The 17,247-nt window shown below is 72.2% G+C and carries 15 protein-coding genes and 1 tRNA gene; 11 read left to right on the top strand and 5 right to left on the bottom strand.

The genetic code is table 11. The features are described 5' to 3' along the window. Window positions 1-90: 90 nt before the first annotated feature. Both ADK64_RS36145 and ADK64_RS36140 read right to left on the bottom strand, forming a co-directional pair. The gene (locus ADK64_RS36145; protein ID WP_053666319.1) at window positions 91-1,050 is read right to left on the bottom strand and encodes a D-2-hydroxyacid dehydrogenase family protein; all 960 of its coding nucleotides are present in this window, start codon (window positions 1,048-1,050) and stop codon (window positions 91-93) included. 775 nt (window positions 1,051-1,825) lie between these two features. Then, window positions 1,826-2,047, bottom strand: coding sequence for a hypothetical protein (locus tag ADK64_RS36140; protein ID WP_053666318.1), 222 nt, complete (start codon window positions 2,045-2,047; stop codon window positions 1,826-1,828). A gap of 642 nt (window positions 2,048-2,689) precedes the next feature. Here ADK64_RS36140 and ADK64_RS47910 point away from each other — a divergent pair. Beyond that, window positions 2,690-2,944, top strand: coding sequence for a hypothetical protein (locus ADK64_RS47910; RefSeq protein WP_053666317.1), 255 nt, complete (start codon window positions 2,690-2,692; stop codon window positions 2,942-2,944). A gap of 179 nt (window positions 2,945-3,123) precedes the next feature. Here the strand turns inward: ADK64_RS47910 and ADK64_RS36130 are convergent. Continuing rightward, window positions 3,124-3,196, bottom strand: a tRNA-Arg gene (locus ADK64_RS36130). 273 nt (window positions 3,197-3,469) lie between these two features. Between ADK64_RS36130 and ADK64_RS36125 the strand changes: the two genes are divergently transcribed. The 9 genes from ADK64_RS36125 (at window position 3,470) to ADK64_RS36085 (ending at window position 14,363) form a co-directional block, all read left to right on the top strand. Then, window positions 3,470-5,086: a dynamin family protein gene (locus ADK64_RS36125; protein WP_053666316.1), complete on the top strand. Its 1,617-nt coding sequence runs from the start codon at window positions 3,470-3,472 to the stop codon at window positions 5,084-5,086. A 3-nt stretch (window positions 5,087-5,089) separates the two neighbouring features. Next, window positions 5,090-7,339 carry a YfjP family GTPase gene (locus tag ADK64_RS36120; protein WP_053666315.1) on the top strand — a complete coding sequence of 750 codons (2,250 nt, stop codon included), beginning with the start codon at window positions 5,090-5,092 and terminating at the stop codon, window positions 7,337-7,339. 352 nt (window positions 7,340-7,691) lie between these two features. Continuing rightward, window positions 7,692-8,171, top strand: a complete 480-nt coding sequence (locus ADK64_RS36115) for a single-stranded DNA-binding protein (protein WP_053666314.1) — start codon at window positions 7,692-7,694, stop codon at window positions 8,169-8,171. A 276-nt stretch (window positions 8,172-8,447) separates the two neighbouring features. Then, window positions 8,448-9,851 carry a Cys-Gln thioester bond-forming surface protein gene (locus ADK64_RS36110; RefSeq protein ID WP_420713088.1) on the top strand — a complete coding sequence of 468 codons (1,404 nt, stop codon included), beginning with the start codon at window positions 8,448-8,450 and terminating at the stop codon, window positions 9,849-9,851. Window positions 9,852-9,966: 115 nt separating this feature from the next. Then, on the top strand, window positions 9,967-10,383 hold the full coding sequence (locus tag ADK64_RS36105; RefSeq protein ID WP_053666313.1) for a hypothetical protein: 417 nt from the start codon (window positions 9,967-9,969) through the stop codon (window positions 10,381-10,383). Window positions 10,384-10,808: 425 nt separating this feature from the next. Next, entirely contained in the window at window positions 10,809-11,264 is a 456-nt protein-coding gene (locus ADK64_RS36100; protein WP_053666312.1) for an SRPBCC family protein, read from the top strand. Window positions 11,265-11,607: 343 nt separating this feature from the next. Beyond that, window positions 11,608-13,272 carry an energy-dependent translational throttle protein EttA gene (ettA, locus tag ADK64_RS36095; protein WP_053666310.1) on the top strand — a complete coding sequence of 555 codons (1,665 nt, stop codon included), beginning with the start codon at window positions 11,608-11,610 and terminating at the stop codon, window positions 13,270-13,272. A 6-nt stretch (window positions 13,273-13,278) separates the two neighbouring features. Further along, on the top strand, window positions 13,279-13,689 hold the full coding sequence (locus tag ADK64_RS36090) for an acyl-CoA thioesterase (protein WP_053666308.1): 411 nt from the start codon (window positions 13,279-13,281) through the stop codon (window positions 13,687-13,689). Next, window positions 13,686-14,363, top strand: coding sequence for a hypothetical protein (locus ADK64_RS36085; protein ID WP_053666305.1), 678 nt, complete (start codon window positions 13,686-13,688; stop codon window positions 14,361-14,363). Before ADK64_RS36090 ends, ADK64_RS36085 begins: the two co-directional genes overlap by 4 nt. 9 nt (window positions 14,364-14,372) lie before the next feature. Here ADK64_RS36085 and ADK64_RS36080 read toward each other — a convergent pair whose 3' ends face one another. Continuing rightward, window positions 14,373-14,777 (bottom strand): globin, encoded by a 405-nt coding sequence (locus ADK64_RS36080; protein WP_053666303.1) that lies wholly within the window; start codon window positions 14,775-14,777, stop codon window positions 14,373-14,375. 79 nt (window positions 14,778-14,856) lie between these two features. On the opposite strand from ADK64_RS36080, the gene ADK64_RS36075 reads away from it, so the two are divergent. Continuing rightward, window positions 14,857-15,834 carry a methyltransferase domain-containing protein gene (locus ADK64_RS36075; RefSeq protein ID WP_053666301.1) on the top strand — a complete coding sequence of 326 codons (978 nt, stop codon included), beginning with the start codon at window positions 14,857-14,859 and terminating at the stop codon, window positions 15,832-15,834. Between the two features lie 26 nt (window positions 15,835-15,860). Here ADK64_RS36075 and ADK64_RS44015 read toward each other — a convergent pair. Beyond that, window positions 15,861-17,247 (bottom strand): FHA domain-containing protein (locus ADK64_RS44015; protein WP_107093190.1); only part of this gene is annotated, 1,387 nt, incomplete at its 5' end.

Here is a 17,247-nt window from a genome sequence, read left to right as displayed (position 1 = left end):
ACTTGCTGCCGCACTCCCCCTTCAACGGCGCCGCGCGAGGGTGGTCACGGTGATCGCGCGGAGATCACCCTCTTAACGGCAGCACGTCTCTCACGGCAGCCGGCGTACCGGCGAGCCCGCCAGATAGGCCTGGACGTTCTCCACCGCCTGGCCGTAGTAGGTCGTGTAGTTGGACCGCGAGACATAGCCGAGGTGGGGCGTGGCGAGGAGCCGGGGCGCGGTGCGCATGGGGTGGTCGGCGGGCAGCGGCTCGACGTCGAAGACGTCGACGCCCGCGCCCGCGATCCGGCCCTCGTGCAGCGCGGCCAGCAGCGCGTCCTGGTCGACGACCGACGCCCGCGAGGTGTTGATCAGGTAGGCGGTCGGCTTCATCAGGGCCAGCTCGGCGGCGCCGATGAGGCCACGGGTGCTGTCGCCGCCGGGCACCAGCACGGTGACGAAGTCGCTGTCGGCGAGCAACTCCTCCTTGGACGCGAACAGTTCAACACCCTGCTCGGCGGCGCGCTCCTTGGTCAGACGCGGGCTCCACGCGCCGACCCGCATACCGAAGGCGAGTCCGACGCCGGCCACATGGCCGCCGATCCGGCCGAGCCCGAGCACCCCGAGCCGGGCGCCGTGCAGATCGGCGCCGACGGTCGACTGCCAGGGACCGCCCGTGCGCAGCGCGGTGCTCTCCTCGACGATCCCGCGCGCCAGCCCGAGCAGCAGCGCCCAGGTCAGCTCGGCCGGCGGGATGCCCGAACTCTGCGTGCCGCACACGGTGACGCCGTGCTTCTCGGCGGCGGCGTAGTCGATGACGCTGTTGCGCATCCCGGAGGCGACGAGCAGTTTCAGCCGGGGCAGCCGGGAGATCAACGACCCCGGAAACGGGACACGTTCGCGCAGGGTGACGACGATGTCGTAGTCGGCGAGGACCGCGGCGAGGTCGTCCTCGACGGCGAGGTGCTCGCGCAGCGCGACCACCTCGACCTCGTCCTCGATCACCGACCAGTCGGCCAGCGTGGTGGCCACACCCTGGAAGTCGTCCAGCACAGCACAGCGAAGTCGCACGTCGACTCTCCTCTCCCCGTCGGCGACTGTATACAGTGCACACGGGAGCGGCGCGGCCCGTCCAGGCGGGGAGATGACACGGGGCCGGGGACGGTTCCCGGGGGAGTCCTGGTGGAACCGTCGGCAGGCACGGAGCTCGTGCGGCCGGTACGGGGCGGGGCCTTGCCGGGCGCGCGCGGGGGCGCCCGGCGGGAGGGGTGTCGCACCTCTGCCGGGTGCGCCGACCGATCAGGCGCGCGGATGTCTCGCTCCACCCCCGCAGACCTCAGCCACGCCGCTCGATGCCGTCGGCCAGAGCAGGACACGACGGCCGGTCCGTGACAAGGGTGCTGGAGTCCTCAGCTTGGGAAGCTGCGGTCATTTGAGGGTGGCTCGGGCGTTGACCTGGGCAAACGGTCGGGGCATGGCCCCGTCGGGCCCGCGAACTGCGCCTCGGTGGACGGGGCTGGACGAGAAGGAAACCGAGACGGTCGTACTCCTCACCGCAGCACCGCAGACAGCCCGCGGGTAGTGGTCGAACCTGCCGCTAGGCGGCCTTGGGCCGCGCCGTACGCGTGCTCGGGGCGGGCTCCTGCGCGTCCTCGGACCAGAAGATCTCGTCTTCTCCGAAGTCCGGGGCCTGGAAGGGGCTGGTCGTCGGAGGCGGCGATACCGCGGTGGAACGGCGGGGTTGCCCTTCCAGGGCGGAGAACAGCGACGTCGGGTCGATGAGAGGTCTGCCTTTCGTTACGGGTCCCTGAAGGACCCTGGGGTGCCGTGACCGGGCACAGCGGTCCTACAGCTTGGTCATCTTGGCGTACGGACTCAAGATCCGCATTTGCGTGGAGCCGAAATCCACGAGCACCGCGTTTCCGTCCTCGACGCCGACCACCCGGCCGAGGCCGTACATGTCATGTGTGACCTGGTCGCCCATGGCGAAGTGCTTGGGAGCCGGTGTGACCGGGGCTTTGAAGGGGCTGGTGGGGAGATGACGCTTCGGTGCCGCAGATTTTGTCATGGCTCAGTATGAGCCTACGCGCATGCCGCTCGCTGTGGCCGTCGGCACAGATCCGGATGCGAACGCTCACGTCACGCCGCTGACCTGGTGTTTCGAGTTTTCGACCCGTGTCAGACGGCAGCTTTTTCGGACCTCGGTCCGCAAAGCGTGGGCGCTACGGGAGCGGGAGCATCGCTGACCTGCGGCCAGGTTCTGTATGCGCCGCCTCGGGCGTGGAACCCGGGAGGACCGGAGAAGGCCGACGAGGTCCTGCGCGCCGTCGACGCCCGCCTCGACGGCAAGCGAGTGGCGCCCTGGTCCCGCAAGCGCGACCGTCAGATCCTCGGCGTCGCCGTGAAGTACGCGGTCCGTCGGCGCATTCTGCGGGCCAACCCACCGCCCACGGCCCGAGGAAGCCGTAGCCATGTGAGTGGAGCACCTGTCGCTTCCCCCGGCCCGACGCCGCCGCACAGTGGTGCGAGCCGCTGATCCACACGGCGACCCCGGAGGCCGGGAAGCAGCGGACTGGACCGACACGGCGGGTGATCCGCGGACCATGCCACCCGAACGGCCGTGTGCAGGGCGAGACACGCACCGTGCCGGGGCATCCCGCCCTGACGCGCATCCTGCGCCGGCACATCGAGGACGAACAGCTCCAGCCGGGTGATCTGGCTGTTCCAGGGCGAGTTCGGGGCCGTCCTCGCCGGCTCCGTCATCCGTCGGGCGCGGCGCGGCGCGCGTAAGGCCGTACTGCCGCCGCACGTCCACGACTCGCCCACCGGGCGCCGCGTCTACGACAACCGGAAAACGCGCCTGACGAAGCGGCTCGAAGAGGGCATCCCGCCCGCCCGGGTGGGGGACTGCGGCGGGCGGCTTGAAGCTGCGGGTGATCTCCCCGAGCAGCCGTCCGCAGGCTGATCCCTCAGGCCCGGAACCGCGACACGTATGCGACAGGGCCACCCGCGAAAACCCGGTCACAGCCGGACGGCCCCGGAGTCGGACCTTGACCGCCAAGAGGGCGTCCGTAGCTCACCTGCGTCGAGCCCCACCCGCCCTGACCAGCAAAAAGCCCTCCCGATGGGAGGGCTGAGGGTGGGCGCCCCCGGCAGGACTCGAACCTGCGGCCAAGCGCTTAGAAGGCGCCTGCTCTATCCACTGAGCTACGGGGGCCTGGTGGCGGGTCCAAGGATAAAGCTCCCTGTTCCTCGACCCGGTCGCTTCGCCTCCGTGGCTCGATGTGGAGGTTCGGTGAAGCGGTCCTGATAATCGCAGGCAGGTACGAATCGTGCATCGCTTTTGGCGTCCGACGCACCGGGTGTTGTGCACTCGTTATGCCTGGACTGTGCCTCCGTCCCAGTCGTCCCTTGTGTCTGTTCTGTTCCGTCGGCGCGCAGACATGTCTATATGCTTCAGAATTCCCCTAAAATTGGGCATTCTTCGCATGTGGTGACCTTGGACGTACGGCCTCAGCTGCTCGACACACTTTCCGCTCTGCGCGACCGTGTCGCCGCCGCACGCTTTCCGCTGCCCCTGGCCGGTGCCCCACGCGCGCGTGCCAACCGCGACGAACTCCTCGCACAGCTCGACGACTATCTGGTACCCCGCCTGCGGGAACCCGAGGCGCCGCTGCTGGCCGTCGTCGGCGGCTCCACCGGTGCGGGCAAGTCGACGCTGGTCAACTCGCTCGTCGGCCGCCGGGTGAGCGAGGCGGGCGTGCTGCGGCCGACGACCCGGACACCGGTCCTCGTCTGTCATCCGGAGGACCATCACTGGTTCAGCGGGGTGCGCGTGCTGCCCGACCTCACGCGCGTGTGGTCGTCCCAGCAGGACCCCGCCGACGAGTTCCCGCTCGCCGGCGAGAGTCCGAAGAGTCCCGCGCGCGTGCTGCGCGTCGAGACCGCCGAGACCCTCCCGCGCGGACTCGCCCTCCTCGACGCCCCCGACGTCGACTCCCTCGTCGCCGACAACCGGGTCCTGGCCGCCGAGCTGATGTGCGCGGCCGACATCTGGATCATGGTCACCACGGCCGCCCGCTACGCCGACGCCGTCCCCTGGCATCTGCTGCGCACCGCCAAGGAGTACGGCGCCACACTCGTGACCGTCCTGGACCGGGTGCCCCACCAGGTCGTCTCGGAGGTTTCCCGGCAGTACGGCGCCCTGCTCGCCAAGGCCGGGCTCGGCGACGTACCCCGCTTCACCGTGCCCGAGCTGCCCGAGTCCGCCTGGGGCGCCGGTCTGCTGCCCGGCACCGCCGTCGCGCCTCTGAAGAACTGGCTCGTCCTCCACTCCCAGGACGCCACCGCCCGGCAGCACGTCATGGCCCGTACCGCATACGGCCTCCTCGACTCGCTCAAGTCCCGCATGCCCGAGCTGGCCGGCGCGGCGGCCGCCCAGTACGCCGCCGCCCTCCGGCTGACCACCGCCGTGGAGAGCGCCTACGACATCGAGCAGGCGCGCGTGCGCAGCCGGCTCCAGTCCGGCGCCGTACTCGCCGGGGACGCCCTCAAGCGCTGGCGGGCCTTCCCGCTGGACTGCACCGCCGGGGAACTCCTCGACGCGCTCGTGGAGAGCCTGGCCGCGCTGCTGCTGTGCTCCGTCACCGCCGCCGACGAGCGCGTCAACGAGGCCTGGCGGCGCGAGCCCGCCGGCGCCGACCCGGCCCTCGCCGCCGGCGACTGCTCCGTGGAGAGCGCCGAGCACCGCATCGGCCTCGCCGTACGGCGCTGGCGGCGCGAGCTGGAGGAGTACGCCGAGGACGAGGTGCGCGAGCCGGCCCTCGCCGCCGCCCCCGACCCGGAGGTCGTCGCCGCCCTGGTCGCCACCGCGCTGCTCGGCGGACGCCGGGCGCGCACCGCGGGCGAGCGGCTCGCCGAGTGGCTCGGCGCCCACGGCGCGCTGCGGCTGCGCGACCGGGCCGGGCGGCTGCTGGGCGACCACGTGGACCGCGTCCTGCACGCCGAACGCGAGCGACGCCTCGCCCCGCTCGACGCCCTGGACGTGCAACCCGAGCCCCAGGCAGGACTCATCGCGGCGCTGTCCGTACTGCAGAAGGAGAGGTGACCGGTGACCGCCGTCACTGACCAGGACCACACGGATCACATCGACCACATGGGGCGCAGGGGGCTTATGGACCACGACAGTAACGGCCGCGTGGAGCACGGTGAGGGTGCGACGGACGGCGGCACCGGCACGTACGACCCCGGCACCGAGGCCGAGGACGCGGCGAGCGAGCCGTACGCGCGCGTACCGGACGAGAACGACGCGTACAAGGCGCACGCCTTCGCACAGCGCGCCTACGAACAGCACGCCTACGAACAGCACGCGCGCGGAGACGACACGTACGAACACGACGCGTACGAGGGCGACGAGGAGGACGCCAAGGACGTCGAGCCGGCCCGGCCGCAGCGCCCGAGCCTGGAGAAGAGCCCGGAAGCGGACAGCACCCCGCCGCTCCGGCAACAGATCCAGCTCCCGCCTCCGCCGCCGCCCCCGCACCCCCGTACTCCCCCGGCCCCCCGTGGGCCCGCCGCGGACGCCGTCCCCGGGTCGGCGCAGTCGGGCGAGGCGGCGGAGTCGGGCGAGTCGGGCGAGGCGTGGGACGACGGGCTCATCGCGCGACGGGTCACGGAGGCCAGCGCCGCCGCTCTCGCCGCCGAACGCGCCTCCGTCCTGGAGACCGCCGGCCGCGGCCAGGGCAGCCGGACCCCCGCCCCGCTGGCGTACGACGGCCCGCTGCGCTCCCGCCTGGACGCGCTGCGCGAGCTGGTCGGACTCTCCCGCACCCGGCTGGACAGCGCCACCCTCGCCGAGGCGGCCCGAGTCCTGGACGAGGCGGCCGCCCGCCGCAAGCTCTCCGGTCGGCACACCGTCGTCGCCATCGCGGGAGCGACCGGCAGCGGCAAGTCGCAGCTGTTCAACGCCCTTGCCGGAGTCGCCATTTCGGAGACCGGCGTACGGCGTCCGACCACGGCCGCGCCGATCGCGTGCAGCTGGAGCGACGGCGCCGCGAGCCTCATCGACCGGCTGGGCATCCCGGGCCGGCTGCGCCGCCGCCCGCTGCAGAGCCCGGAGGCCGAGGCACAGCTGCGCGGGCTGGTCCTCGTCGACCTGCCCGACCACGACTCCGCCGCCGTGGAGCACCGTAAGCAGGTCGACCGGATTCTGAAACTGGTCGACGCGGTGATCTGGGTGGTCGACCCGGAGAAGTACGCCGACGCCGTGCTGCACGAGCGCTATCTGCGGCCCATGGCCGGCCACGCGGAGATCACGTTCGTCGTCCTCAACCAGATCGACCGGCTGCCCGGGGAGGCCGCCGACCAGGTCCTGGACGATCTGCGGCGGCTGCTGGACGAGGACGGCATCGCGCTCGGCGAGTACGGCGAGCCCGGCGCCACCGTGCTCGCCCTGTCCGCGCTCACCGGCGACGGCGTCGGCGAGCTGCGCGAGACGCTTGCCCAGTTCGTGGCGGAGCGCGGCGCGGCGGCCCGCCGGGTCGCGGCCGACGTGGACGCCGCCGCGGCCGAACTGCGGCCCATGTACGCCACCGGGCGGCGGGCCGCCCTCAGCGAGCAGGCCCGCGAGGAGTTCGCCGCGCGCCTTGCGGACGCGGTGGGCGCCACCGCGGCGGGCGAGGCCGCCGAGCGCGCCTGGCTGCGCAACGCCAACCGCGCGTGCGGCACGCCCTGGCTGCGGCTGTGGCGCTGGTACCAGCACCGGAGCGAGGCCGGCACGGGCCGCCACCTCGTGCAGGCCGCCGCCCAGTCCGACGAGGAGGCCACGGCCCGCCAGCGCGTGGAGCAGGCGGTCCGTACGGTGGCCGACCGGGCCTCGGCCGGGCTGCCCACGCCGTGGGCGCAGGCGGTGCGCGAGGCGGCCGTCCGCGGGTCCCACGGGCTGTCCGCGGCACTGGACGAACTGGCCGAGCGGGCCGGCCTGCCGCCGGGGCGTCCGCCACGGCCGGGCTGGTGGCCGGCGGCGGTGCTGGCCCAGGCGGCGATGACGCTGTTGCAGGTCGTGGGCGGCCTGTGGCTGGTGGGCCAGATCGCCGGTGTCGTGGAGCCCAACCTGTGGGCTCCGGTGCTGCTGATGGTGTGCGGGATCGTCGGCGGGCCGCTGGTGGAGTGGGGCTGCCGGATGGCGGCGAAAGGCCCGGCCCGGCGCTACGGCCTGGACGCGGAACGCCGCCTGCGCGAGGCGGCCGCGAGCTGCGGCCGGGCCCGGGTGCTCGATCCGGTGGCGGCGGAGCTGCTGCGGTACCGGGAGGTGCGGGAGCAGTACGGGCGGGTGGCACGGAGCGGGTCGGGGGTGGTGTGAGGGCCAGGGGCCTCGGGGGCTCCTGAAGCCGGAGGCCGCCGCCCGGGGGTGTCCCTGGGGGTTTCCCGGTGCTGTTCCCAGGCTGAGGGAGCCGGTGTCTCCCCCTGTTCCGGGGTGTGAGTGAGGGGCGGGGGGCGGGCGTTACCCGTGCTGGGGACGGGCGTCACTCGTGTGGGGGGCGGGGTTTTCCACAGGCGGGGGGGTGGTCCACAGGGCTCAGCGGGCCCGGCCCGGCGGCGGCAGTCTGGGGGCGCGGCGATCGTGGCGCGGTCGCCGGACACAGCCGTACGGGACGGGCCCGTGCGCGTGCCCGCCGGCCGGAGGACGCCGGGCGGGGGAGGGGAGCGAGGACATGAACGAGACCATCGTCTGCGTGGTGGGCAACGTGGCGACCCAGCCGGTGTACCGGGAGTCGGCGGCGGGTCCGTCGGCCCGGTTCCGGCTGGCGGTGACCTCCCGCTACTGGGACCGGGAGAAGAGCGTCTGGACGGACGGGCACACCAACTTCTTCACGGTGTGGGCCAACCGGCAGCTCGCGGTCAACGTGGCCGCGTCGGTGGAGGTGGGCCAGCCCGTCGTCGTCCAGGGCCGGCTGAAGGTGCGCACGGAGGTGCGCGAGAGTCAGCAGCAGTGGGCCTCCGCCGACATCGACGCCGTGGCGATCGGCCACGATCTGTCGCGCGGTACGGCGGCCTTCCAGCGCCCGGCGAAACCGGAGGCGCAGCCGACGCCGGCGAGGCCGGAGCCGAACTGGGAGACGTCGCACCCTGAACAGCCGTCGCAGGTCCAACAGGCAGCCCAACAGGCAGCGGAACCCGCCACGGTGACGTGACGTCAGCGAACGCGGAACCGGTCCGTGGCACCGGCGGGCCTGATCGCCACCGCGCGGGGCCCAACAGCCCGTACGAACCGGTTGATTTATCGATATGCCCAGCTCATGGACGGTCCCGGCGATAACGATTGCGGATCGGATCGGCCATCGGATCATCCGACCGTCGGGAGAGGCTCCGGCTGATCCATAGGATGCCGGGCATGCCCTTCGGGGCTGCCGATTCTGCTGGTGGGACCGTCCCCCACGTCCAACGGGTCCTGCTCGAAGGGGAATTCTGTGGTTGCTGCGTTCTCTGGGTTCCACCGGTCCGCCCCCGTGGCCCGGCTGGCCGCCGCCGCGACGGTGTCCGGCATCGTGGCCGCCGGTGTGCTGTCCGGCGCCGGTACGGCCGTGGCCGAGGAGGCACCGCAGACCCAGGGCGGGGCGACGGCCACCATCAACGGCCTGAAGACCTACGGCGAGGCCGTGGTCCACGAGGCCGGCGGCGACCAGCGGGTGGCCGCGGGGCTGTTCGAGATGTCCGTCGACGGCGGCGGCACCCTGCAGACGTACTGCGTCGACCTGAACAACCCCACGCAGCGCGACACCCAGTACCAGGAGACGTCCTGGAGCGGCACCTCGCTGGGCACCAACAAGAACGCCGGCAGGATCCGCTGGATCCTGCAGAACTCCTACCCCCAGGTCAACGACCTGGCCACGCTGGCCCGGAAGGCGGGCGCCGGCGGCCTGACCGAGCAGGACGCGGCGGCCGGCACCCAGGTGGCCATCTGGCGCTACTCCGACGGCGCGAAGGTCGACGCCGTCGACCCGCAGGCCGAGAAGCTCGCCGACTATCTGGAGAGGAGCGCCCGCGGCCTCGCCGAACCGCAGGCCTCGCTCACCCTGGACCCACCCGCGGTCTCCGGCCGGCCCGGTGACGTGCTGGGACCGGTGACCGTGCACACCAACGCGGCTGCCGTCGCGATCAGCCCGCCGGCGGACGCGGCCACCACCGGGGTGCGGATCATCGACAAGACCGGCAAGGTGATGACCTCCGCGAAGAACGGCAGCCGGCTCTACTTCGACATCCCCGAGGACGCGGACGACGGTACGGCGCAGCTGACCGTGCAGGCGTCGACCACCGTGCCCGTGGGCCGGGCCTTCGCCTCCGACAGCCGCAGCCAGACCCAGATCCTGGCCGGCTCGAGCGAGTCCACGGTCTCCGCGACCGCCGGCGCCACCTGGGCGGCCGAGGGCGCCATACCGGCGGTCTCGGCGCGCAAGAACTGCGTCAAGGGCGGCCTGGACATCATCACGTCCAACAACGGCGACAAGCCCTTCGACTTCGAGCTGATGGGCACCGAGCACACCATCCCGGCGGGCGCCACCCGCACGGTGACGGTGCCGCTCCAGGAGGATCAGGCCTACGACTTCACGATCACCGGCCCGAACGGCTTCAGCCACCGCTTCACCGGCGTCCTCGACTGCAAGACCCAGGGCGTGATCACGGCCCAGTCCGCCAAGGCCCACAACGAGCCCAGCCCGGCCTCGGTGGGCGGCACCGCGGTACCCGACACCGACCTCGCTGCGACGGGCGGCTCCGCGATCACCCCGCTGATCGCCGGCGCGGCCATCGGTCTGGTCGTCATCGGCGGCGCGGTCCTGGTGATCCTGCGCAAGCGGGAGCAGCCGGGCGACTGACCGGCGCCCGTCACGGAGCTTCGAGCGACGCCGGCCCCGTCACCTTCGGGCGGGGGCCTCAGGCTCCGGGACGGCTGCGGGCTCCGCTGTGGTTCCTGTCCCAGGAAGCCCACGCGTGAGCGAGGAGGCCGAGGACAACGTCGCCGGGGAATTCGCCATAAACCCAGGCCGAGCGTTGCAACGTGCCTCGATCGTGAACCCCGGCTTCGTCGCCGCGGCGATCGTCGCAGCGTTGTCCGCCATGTTCTCCACCTGCAGTCGCTGCAGTGCGCGGACGGCAAACCCGTACTCGCATCGCGCGCACCGCAGCAGCTGTGCGCGCGCCGGCAGCACTGCAGAACCAACCATCGGCTACGACAAGGCGTCCACGATCGCGCACAAGGCTGACGACGAGGGCACCACCCTGCGCGAGGCGGCTCTCGCCCTGGGCGTCTCCGCCGCCGACTTCGACCGCATCGTCGATCCAGCCACCATGGTCGGCCAACCACGACGCGACCTCGGACTCGACCAGCCCAACACACAACACGCCTGACGCTGCAACACCGCGGGACTCTGCCGCTCCGGGTCGGCTCCTCCATGACAGTGCTCGCGAGTTGACTGACTCGACTCAGAAGCCATCCGCTTACCGCTCGGCAGACTTGATCAGGTGAACACGGTTCCTGTTCGGGTGACCTCTCGGCGGTCGGGGCATAACGGCAGGGCCTCCTGGTAGCGCCGACGTACAGCGCATCACCCGAGCATGGAGAGAAGAAGGGGAGCTGCCTGATACCAGTATCCGCCGCAACGGAGGCCAAGCTGCGGGAGGCCAGGGCCCGCCTGTCGGCTGGAGAGCCCCTGCGTACCGACGGGGCCCTGACCAAGGAGAACCTTGCCGGGAGGCGAAGGTCAGTCGAGGGCTGACCGGGCAGCACGTGTGCCGGGCTCCGGAGCGTGAGCGGCCGGGCTAGCGTTGACGTCATGGCCGTCGACGTCCTCACCGAGACCGTGATCGCCCGTCCTTGTGCGGAGGTCGCCGCCTATGCCGGGGATCCGACCAATGCGCCGCACTGGTACGCCAACATCGTCTCGGTGCGTTGGCGGACCTCGCCGCCGCTCGCCGCGGGCTCGGAGCTCGACTTCGTCGCCCGGTTTCTGGGGCGCACCCTGACCTACACGTACGAAATCGTCGAGTGCTCTCCCGAACGACTCGTGATGCGCACCGCGCAGGGGCCGTTTCCCATGGAGACGACCTACACCTGGCAGCCGGTGGACGCTGCCCGTACCCGGATGACGCTGCGCAACCGCGGCGAGCCGTCCGGCTTTGCCAAAGTGAGCGCTCCGATGATGGCTGCGGCTGTGCGGCGGGCGAACGTCAAGGACCTGGCCGCGTTGAAGGCGCTACTGGAGGGCGCCGACGCCACCGACTCCAGCTGACGCTCACCCGACGAGATCACGGCCATGCCGTACGGGAGGGAGTGCCTGCCCTCGGGACCTCCGCCGAGGGTGAGGTCCACTGGCACCCCCAGACCCATCAGATGAGAGTCCGGCTCGATGAGTGGCCGGCAGCTGACGCGTGCTCCCGGGCCGTCCCTGGGCCGTGCGAGGGTGCCCGAGGCCACTCGACAGCGACCGACAGTGACAGACGAGCTACCGTCGCCACCGGAGAAACTCCAGGTCAGACGGCCCGGACCAAACGGGTTAACACCCAGGGCTGGCAGTCAGGCAAGATGGGGTGTATCTGCCCACTGCCAGATTTCAAGCTGCCGGACGGTTTCTCTTGGCTGAGTTCATTTACACCATGCGCAAGGCGCGCAAAGCGCACGGCGACAAGGTGATCCTCGACGACGTCACCCTGAGCTTCCTGCCGGGCGCGAAGATCGGCGTTGTCGGTCCGAACGGTGCCGGTAAGTCGACCGTGCTGAAGATCATGGCCGGGCTGGAGCAGCCGTCGAACGGCGACGCGTTCCTGTCGCCGGGCTACACCGTGGGCATCCTGCTCCAGGAGCCCCCGCTGAACGAGGAGAAGACCGTCCTGGAGAACGTCCAGGAGGGTGTCGCCGAGGTCAAGGGCAAGCTCGACCGGTTCAACGAGATCGCCGAGCTGATGGCGACCGACTACTCGGACGCGCTGCTCGACGAGATGGGCAAGCTGCAGGAGGAGCTGGACCACGCCAACGCGTGGGACCTGGACGCTCAGCTCGAGCAGGCGATGGACGCGCTGGGCTGCCCGCCCGGCGACTGGCCCGTCACCAACCTCTCCGGTGGCGAGAAGCGCCGTGTCGCGCTCTGCAAGCTGCTGCTGGAGCAGCCCGACCTGCTCCTCCTCGACGAGCCCACCAACCACCTCGACGCCGAGTCGGTGAACTGGCTGGAGCAGCACCTGGCCAAGTACCCGGGCACCGTCGTCGCCGTCACCCACGACCGGTACTTCCTCGACAACGTCGCCGGGTGGATCTGCGAGGTCGACCGCGGCCGTCTGCACGGCTACGAGGGCAACTACTCCAAGTACCTGGAGACCAAGGCGACCCGTCTCAAGGTCGAGGGCCAGAAGGACGCCAAGCGGCAGAAGCGGCTCAAGGAAGAGCTGGAGTGGGTCCGCTCCAACGCCAAGGGGCGGCAGGCCAAGTCCAAGGCCCGTCTCGCGCGGTACGAGGAGATGGCCGCCGAGGCCGACAAGATGCGGAAGCTGGACTTCGAGGAGATCCAGATCCCGCCGGGCCCGCGCCTGGGCAACGTCGTCGTCGAGGTCAACGACCTGCAGAAGGGCTTCGGGGAGAAGATCCTCGTCGACGACCTGAGCTTCACCCTGCCGCGTAACGGCATCGTCGGTGTCATCGGCCCGAACGGCGCGGGCAAGACCACGCTGTTCAAGATGATCCAGGGCCTGGAGACCCCGGACTCCGGCGACATCAAGGTCGGCGACACCGTCAAGATCTCCTACGTCGACCAGAGCCGCGAGAACATCGACCCGAAGAAGACGCTGTGGGAGGTCGTGTCCGACGGGCTCGACTACATCAACGTCGGTCAGGTCGAGATGCCGAGCCGGGCGTACGTGTCCGCGTTCGGGTTCAAGGGCCCGGACCAGCAGAAGCCGGCCGGTGTGCTCTCCGGTGGTGAGCGCAACCGCCTCAACCTGGCGCTGACCCTGAAGCAGGGCGGCAACCTGCTGCTCCTCGACGAGCCCACCAACGACCTCGACGTCGAGACGCTCAGCAGCCTGGAGAACGCGCTCCTCGAGTTCCCCGGGTGCGCCGTCGTCGTCTCCCACGACCGCTGGTTCCTCGACCGGGTCGCCACGCACATCCTCGCCTACGAGGGTGAGTCGAAGTGGTTCTGGTTCGAGGGCAACTTCGAGTCGTACGAGAAGAACAAGGTCGAGCGGCTCGGGCCGGACGCCGCGCGTCCGCACCGCGCGACCTACAAGAAGCTGACCCGGGGCTGATCGATCTTGCGGCACATCTACCGCTGCCCGTTGCGCTGGTCGGACATGGACGCCTATGGCCATGTCAACAACGCGGTCTTCCTCCGCTATCTGGAGGAGGCCCGTATCGACTTCCTGTCCCGTCGGGGCAAGGAGTCGAAGGACGGGTCCGTGGTGGCGCGCCATGAGATCGACTACCGCCGCCAGCTCGTCCACCGGCCCACGCCGGTAGACATCGAGATGTGGGTCACGGACGTCCGGGCCGCGTCCTTCACCGTCTCCTACGAGGTGAAGGACGAGGACACCGTCTACGTCCAGGCCCGCACCGTGGTCGTCCCGTTCGACTTCGAGACCCAGCGGCCCCGGCGGATCACGCGGGAGGAGCGCGACTTCCTGGAGGAGTACGCGGACGACGCCGGGGAGGCAGTCGCGGCATGACCGTGCTGCACCTCGCCGACGAGACCGAGGCGGCCGACCTCGCCGCCTTCCTCTCCCGGCTGCTCCACTACGACCGTGGAGCCGCGGTGCGCCTGCAGGCGGCCGGCACCGCGCTCGCCGTCTTCGGCCGGCCCCCGTCCTTCGAGGTGCTGGCCGTGCGCGCGGTGCGGCTGTCGAAGCCGTACGAGGACGGGCTCGAGCTCACCCTCGACGCGACCGTCTCCGCCGGTGAGCTGCTGGAGTCCGTGGACGAGCGCGCGGCCACCGCCGCCGTCCCGGCCGCCGTCACCGGACCGCCGTGGGCCGGGGTGCTGCCGCCGCGCGGCGGCTGGCGGCCCGAGCCGGGACTGCCCGCCCCGGACGCGCTGCGGGCGACCGTGGCCGCCGTGGTGGCCGAATTCCGCTCGCGTACGGAGAAACTGGCGCCGGACGCCCGTACCCGCGCCGAACTCGACCGGATCGGGCGGGACGTCTGGTCCCGGGAGATCGGCGGCACCGGGCTGCCGGTGCGGGCCGTGCACGCGGCGCAGTCGCTGGGCTTCCTGCGACCGGGCACGCGGGCGGCCGACACCGGACTGTTCTCCTCGGGGGCGTGGCTGCGGCTGCGCACGCCCTACGGCTCCGTCGCCGTACGCCGGTCCGGGCTCGGCCCGCTCGGCGTCAGCGTCCGCTGAACCGCCCGCTCAGTCCGGGGTGTTGACCATCGACTGGGCGGCGTACGTCAGGTAGTTCCACAGCGTCCGCTCGTGCTCCTCGGACAGCCCGAGTTCGTCGACGGCCACCCGCATGTGCCTCAGCCACGCGTCGTGCGCCGCCCGGTCCACCGTGAACGGCGCGTGCCGCATCCGCAGCCGGGGGTGGCCGCGGTTGTCGCTGTACGTCGTGGGGCCGCCCCAGTACTGGATCAGGAACAGGGTCAGCCGTTCCTCGGCCGGACCCAGGTCCTCCTCCGGGTACATCGGCCGCAGGAGCGGGTCCTCGGCGACTCCCTCGTAGAAACGGTGGACGAGCCGACGGAAGGTCTCCTCCCCGCCGACCTGCTCGTAGAAGGTCTGCTCCTGAAGCGTGCCGCGCCGAATCTCTCTCACCCGCCTATCGTCTCAGACGGGGTGACCCAGGACTCAAGGCTTAGGACCCCGGGTACCGGTGCGCCCCTACTGTGGACACATGGGCGCCTACGACACGGAGATCGAGGATCTCGCCACCGAGGCGCGGGCCGCGCTGGTGCGGGAGATCGACGCCGACGGGGCCTGGCACGAGGACCCGGTGTGGCGGGACGCCTTCGCGGCCGTGCCCCGGCATCGCTTCGTGCCGTACTACTACGTCGCAGGGCGGGGCGGCTACCGGCGCCGCTGGGGCGAGAGCCCCGATCCGCGGGCCCGCGAGCGGTGGGTGCGCGGCGCCTACGAGGACGCCCCGCTGGCCACCCGGCTGCGCGACGGCGAGCTGGTCTCCTCCAGCAGCCAGCCCTCCCTGATGGCGCGGATGCTGGTCGCGCTGCGCGTGGCGGACGGCGACCGGGTCCTGGAGGTCGGCGCCGGCACCGGCTACAACGCGGCCCTGCTCGCCCACCGGCTCGGCGACGACGACCTCGTCACCACGATCGACCTGGAGCCGGAGATCGCCGAGTCGGCCCGTCGCCATCTGGAGGCGGTCGGCCACCGTCCGGTCGTCGTGACCGGCGACGGCGCGCGTGGGGTGCCCGAACGCGCCCGTTTCGACCGGATCATCGCCACCTGCGCACTGCTCACGGTCCCGCGTGCCTGGCTCGCCCAGTGCCGCCCCGGTGCCCGGATCCTGACCCCGCTGGGCACCGGCCTGCTGGCCCTCACCGTCCGGGACCCGGTCCACGCCGAGGGACGTTTCCTGCCGACGGCCGCCTACTTCGTACCGCTGCGCGGCGAGGCCAGGGCCGAGCCGGAGGGGGCGTCGCTCGCCGGGCTGCCGGGCCGGGTCCGCGAGCAGGAGACGTTCCGCTTCCTGCTCGCCCTGACCCGGCGCACCCTCGATCCGTGGGAGGCCTGCGCGCTGTGGGAGCGCGAGGGCGGGCCGCAGCGCGAGCGCTACGGCGTCACGGTCGGCGGCGAGCGGGCCTGGGCGTGGCTGGACGACCCGCAGGGGCCGTACGTCTGGCCCCTGCCCTGACCTCCGGCCGGTTCGTTCCGGTCGGTTCAGCCGCGGCGGACGGTGATCGTCGTCCAGGCGCCCACGTGCACCCGGTCGCCGTCCTGCAACGGGACCGGTACGAACGGCTGGATCGGCTCGTCGGAGCCGTTGACCGTGGTGCCGTTCGTCGAGTTCTGGTCGACGACCGCCCAGCTCCCGTTCGGCTGCTGCACCAGCACCGCGTGCTGGTGCGAGACGCCCGGATCCTCCGGGGGCACCGACAGGTCGATGTCGGGGGTGTCGCCGGTGGAGTGCCGGCGGCGGCCGATGGTGACCTGGTTGCCGGTGAGCGCGCGCTGCTGCTCGGGCGAGTACGCGGGCAGGTTGAGCCCCGCGGCCTCCGGGCCGGAGCGCTGCATCATCGCCATGAAGTAGTCGCGGTCCGGGCCGATGGTCGCCGTCCAGGTGGCCGGTCCCGCGGGCCGCGGCGGGAACGCGGTCTCGCGCGCGGGCTGCATGGAGGGCGCCATCGGGTAGTCGTATCCGTTGCCCGGGTCACTGGCGGGACCTTCGGCAGGGTTGCCGGACGACGGCGGGGAGATCACCCAGTCGCCCTCGCCGCCACCGGCGGGAGGCCGGCCGGTCTGCGGGAACGCGGGCGGGGCGGGCGGTCCGGACTGCTGGAACGCCTGCGGGGCACCGCCGGGGCCGGCACCGGGACCGGCGGACGGGGTGGGACCGGGCGGCGGCGGTACGGGCCGCGAGGGGTCGCCGCCGAAGCCCGGGGAACCGGGCGCACCGGGCCCGCCCTGGGGCGGGCCGGGGGAAGTGGGGGCACCGGGAGCGAAGGGGTCACGACCGAAGGGCGGCGGACCGGCGGGTCCACCGAAACCCTGACCCTGACCCTGGCCTTGCCCCGGGCCCGGACGCTGCCCTTGCCTTTGCCCGCCACCGAACCCGGAGGGGCCGGCCGGACCGGAAGGACCGGAGGGACCCGGAGTCGTCGGCGGGCCCGACGGGGACCGGACGTCGGCGCCGAACGGCGTCGGACCCGACGGCTCGCTGCCGAAGGACGGGATCGGCTCGGCGGGCCGGTTCATCTGCGAGGGCCGTGAGCCCTGGTACTCGTACCCGTCACCGCCGCCGTACGTCGCGCTCGGCGGCTGGAAGCGGGGCGGCTCGACGCGGGGCTGGGGCGTGCGCGGGGCGGCCGGGGTGTAGGACGTGGCCGTGTTGGTCAGGAAGTTCCACCGGCACTCCTCGCAGAAGGGCGCGCCGCCCTCACGGGGCGTACGGCACTGCGGGCACAGCTCCGGCTCCGGGCCGGGAGCGGCGGCCGGCGGGCGTCCGCCCGACTGCGCACCCCGCGGCGGGGGGGAGCCCCAGCCCCCGGGGGCCGGGGGCGGCGGGGGGGGGGGGGGGGGGGCTGCCCCGGCCCAGCCGCGGCCCCAG

It is taken from the genome of Streptomyces sp. MMG1121, assembly GCF_001280015.1.
Lineage (GTDB): Bacteria > Actinomycetota > Actinomycetes > Streptomycetales > Streptomycetaceae > Streptomyces.
This window is presented reverse-complemented; position numbering and strand designations above follow the sequence as displayed.